This is a genomic window from Rhodococcus sp. ACPA4, assembly GCF_002300185.1.
Lineage (GTDB): Bacteria > Actinomycetota > Actinomycetes > Mycobacteriales > Mycobacteriaceae > Rhodococcus_F > Rhodococcus_F globerula.
In genome coordinates, this window is record NZ_NSDY01000005.1 from 1 (window position 1) to 2,840 (window position 2,840).

Here is a 2,840-nt window from a genome sequence, read left to right on the forward strand (position 1 = left end):
GCGTTGGAGTTTGTGGGTCGTGGTGATCTGCAGGTGAAGGTGCGTGGTGTTCGGATCGAGTTGGGGGAGGTGGAGTCGGCGCTGTTGGGGTGTGTGGGGGTGGTTCGGGCGGCTGCTGCGGTGCGGGAAGATCGGTTGGTCGGGTATGTGGTGCCGGAACCGTCTGTAGGCCTGGATACTTCGGTGATTGTGGATTGTGTGGCAGGACGGGTCCCTGCGCAGATGGTGCCGGCTGCGGTGGTGGTGGTTGACGAGTTGCCGGTCACCCCTAACGGAAAGCTGGACCGCGACGCATTGCCCACGCCGGATCTTTCTGCTGTTCGGAAGGAATACCGAGCTCCGGTAACCGAGATGGAATCGGCGTTAGCAGGGTTGTTCGAGGAGGTGCTCGGACTCGAATCGGTAGGCGTGGAGGATTCGTTCTTCGCCCTCGGCGGTGACAGCATCATGTCGATTCAGCTTGCTGCGCGGGCAAAAGCTCAGGGCGTGGTCATCTCCCCGCGGGATGTGTTCGAGCGTAAAACAGTGGCTGGGTTGGCGGAGGTAGCAGTTGAGGCGGGTGGGGCCGACGTAGCGAAGTTGGAGGAAATGACGGGCGGTGGTGTCGGCGAGGTTCCGTTGACGCCGATAATGCGGTGGCTCGTCGAGCGGGGTGGCTCGGGATTCAATCGCTTCTCGCAGGCAGTGATGCTGAATCTGCCGGAGGCAATAGACGAACAGAGCTTGGCGAGCACGATACAAGCGGTGCTCGACCATCACGACATGCTGCGGGCTCAATTGCGTCCCGACACACATGGATCGTGGGGCTGGAAAGTCCTGCCCGTCGGATCAATTCAAGCAGAGAAGATAATTCGGAAAGTATCGACCGGGCGTGGCGGCGCCGATTTCCGTGAGGTGACTGCATACGAGTTGGACGCTGCGGCGGACCGACTTGATCCCAGCACTGGCACCGTAGTGCAGGTGGTCTGGTTTGATCCCCCACATTCCGGCGATCAGGGTTGTGCGCTGGTGGTGGCTCACCATACGGTCATCGACGGGGTGTCGTGGCGGGTATTGATACCTGACCTGGCGATTGCGTGGTCGCAGATCAGTTCCGGTAGATCACCGGAACTGGAACCGGTCGGGACGTCTATGCGTCGTTGGGCCTACGGGCTTGTGGAGGCGGCTCGTCGACCGGAGCGGGTAGCCGAACTCGCGTTGTGGCAATCGATGGCTGGGGGCGAGGACCCCATGATCGGGTCTCGGCCCCTCGACTCCTCAATCGACGTGAGCACCACCACCGGCACCATCGAGATTGACGTACCCCCGGAAGTGACGGAGGCACTCCTCACCACAGTTCCGGAAGCGTTCCACGGTGGTGTGGTCGACGCTCTACTGGCGGCACTCGCCGTCGCGGTCACGACATGGCGGCGCGAAGACAGCCCCTCCCTTGCGGATGTGTTGATCGGGCTCGAGGGTCATGGGCGCGAGGAAGGTGCGGTCCCCGGCTCGGATCTGAGTCGAACCATCGGCTGGTTCTCCACGAGTTTCCCACTGCGGTTAGATCTTTCGGACATCGATCTCGACGATGCGTGTTCGGGTGGCCCGGCCTTGGGTGCTGTTGTCAAATCTGTCAAGGAACAGCTTCGGGCGGTACCCGATCACGGGATCGGCTACGGGCTTTTGCGCTATCTCAACGAGGACACCGGACTGGTGTTGGGGGAGTTGCCAACACCGCAGATCGGCTTCAACTATCTCGGCAGGGTTGGCGCCGGTGCTGTATCGAACGGGTCCGGGGCGGCGTGGATTCCGATCAACGGAGACAGCGACCTGGGTGGTGCACAAAATCCGGATACGCCGTTGCCGGCTGTGCTCGACATCAATGCTCTCACCGTCGACGGCGAAGACGGCAGGCCGAGACTGCGCGCAATCTGGTCGTTCCCCACAGGGATACTGGGCAAGGGCGATGTTCAAGTGGCCGCGAGGATGTGGTCCGAAACGCTGGCAGCGCTGGCCGCCGACTCGGGTCACCCGGGTGTTGGTGGCCGGACTCCGTCGGATCTGGCCTTGGTCAGTCTCGGTCAAGGTGAGATCGATCTGCTCGAGGACAGGTACCCCGCATTGAGTGATGTGTGGCCGTTGTCCCCGCTGCAGGCAGGTTTGCTATTCCATGCGTTGGCGTCCGAGGGATCGGTGGACGCCTATGTTGTGCAGTTGGTTGTCGAATTGCGGGGTGAGGTTGACTCGCAGCGATTGCGCCGTGCCTGCCAATCGGTGCTCGATCGCAATCCGAATCTGCGGACCGCCTTTCGCACCGACGTCGGATCTCAGCCGGTGCAGGTGGTGCACGATTTTGTCGAAGCACCGTGGTCGGAGATCGACCTTTCCGGATTGGACTCCGGCGCCCGCGCTCGTGCCTGGGATCACCTGATGGCGGAGGATCGCGCTACCCGCTTCGAACCGACTCGAGCTCCGCTGTTGCGGTGGAAGTTGGTCAGCACCGGCCCGGGAAGCTATCGCCTGGTGATGACCAATCATCATCTGCTGCTCGACGGTTGGTCGACGCCACTGCTTCTGAAGGAAGTGCTGGTGCTTTACGCAACCGATGGCGCGGCGCTGCCCCGGGTACGTCCCTATCGGGACTTTCTAGCCTGGATCGCCGGGCAGAACAAGACAGAGTCACTTGACGTCTGGGCCAAGGCATTCGACGGTGTCGACGAGCCGACGTTGGTTGCGCCTGCCGATCCTGGTCGTCGGTATCGCGAGTCGCGGGATGTGTTCGGGGAGTTGACCGAGGAGCAGACTGCGGGGTTGATGTCGTTTGTTCGGGGTCGGGGGGTGACTGTGAATTCGGTGATCGA

General features: G+C 62.0%; 1 protein-coding gene. It reads left to right on the top strand.

The features are described 5' to 3' along the window. A partial coding sequence (locus CJ178_RS32380) for a condensation domain-containing protein (RefSeq protein ID WP_257013682.1) occupies positions 1 to 2,840 on the top strand: 2,840 nt, incomplete at both ends.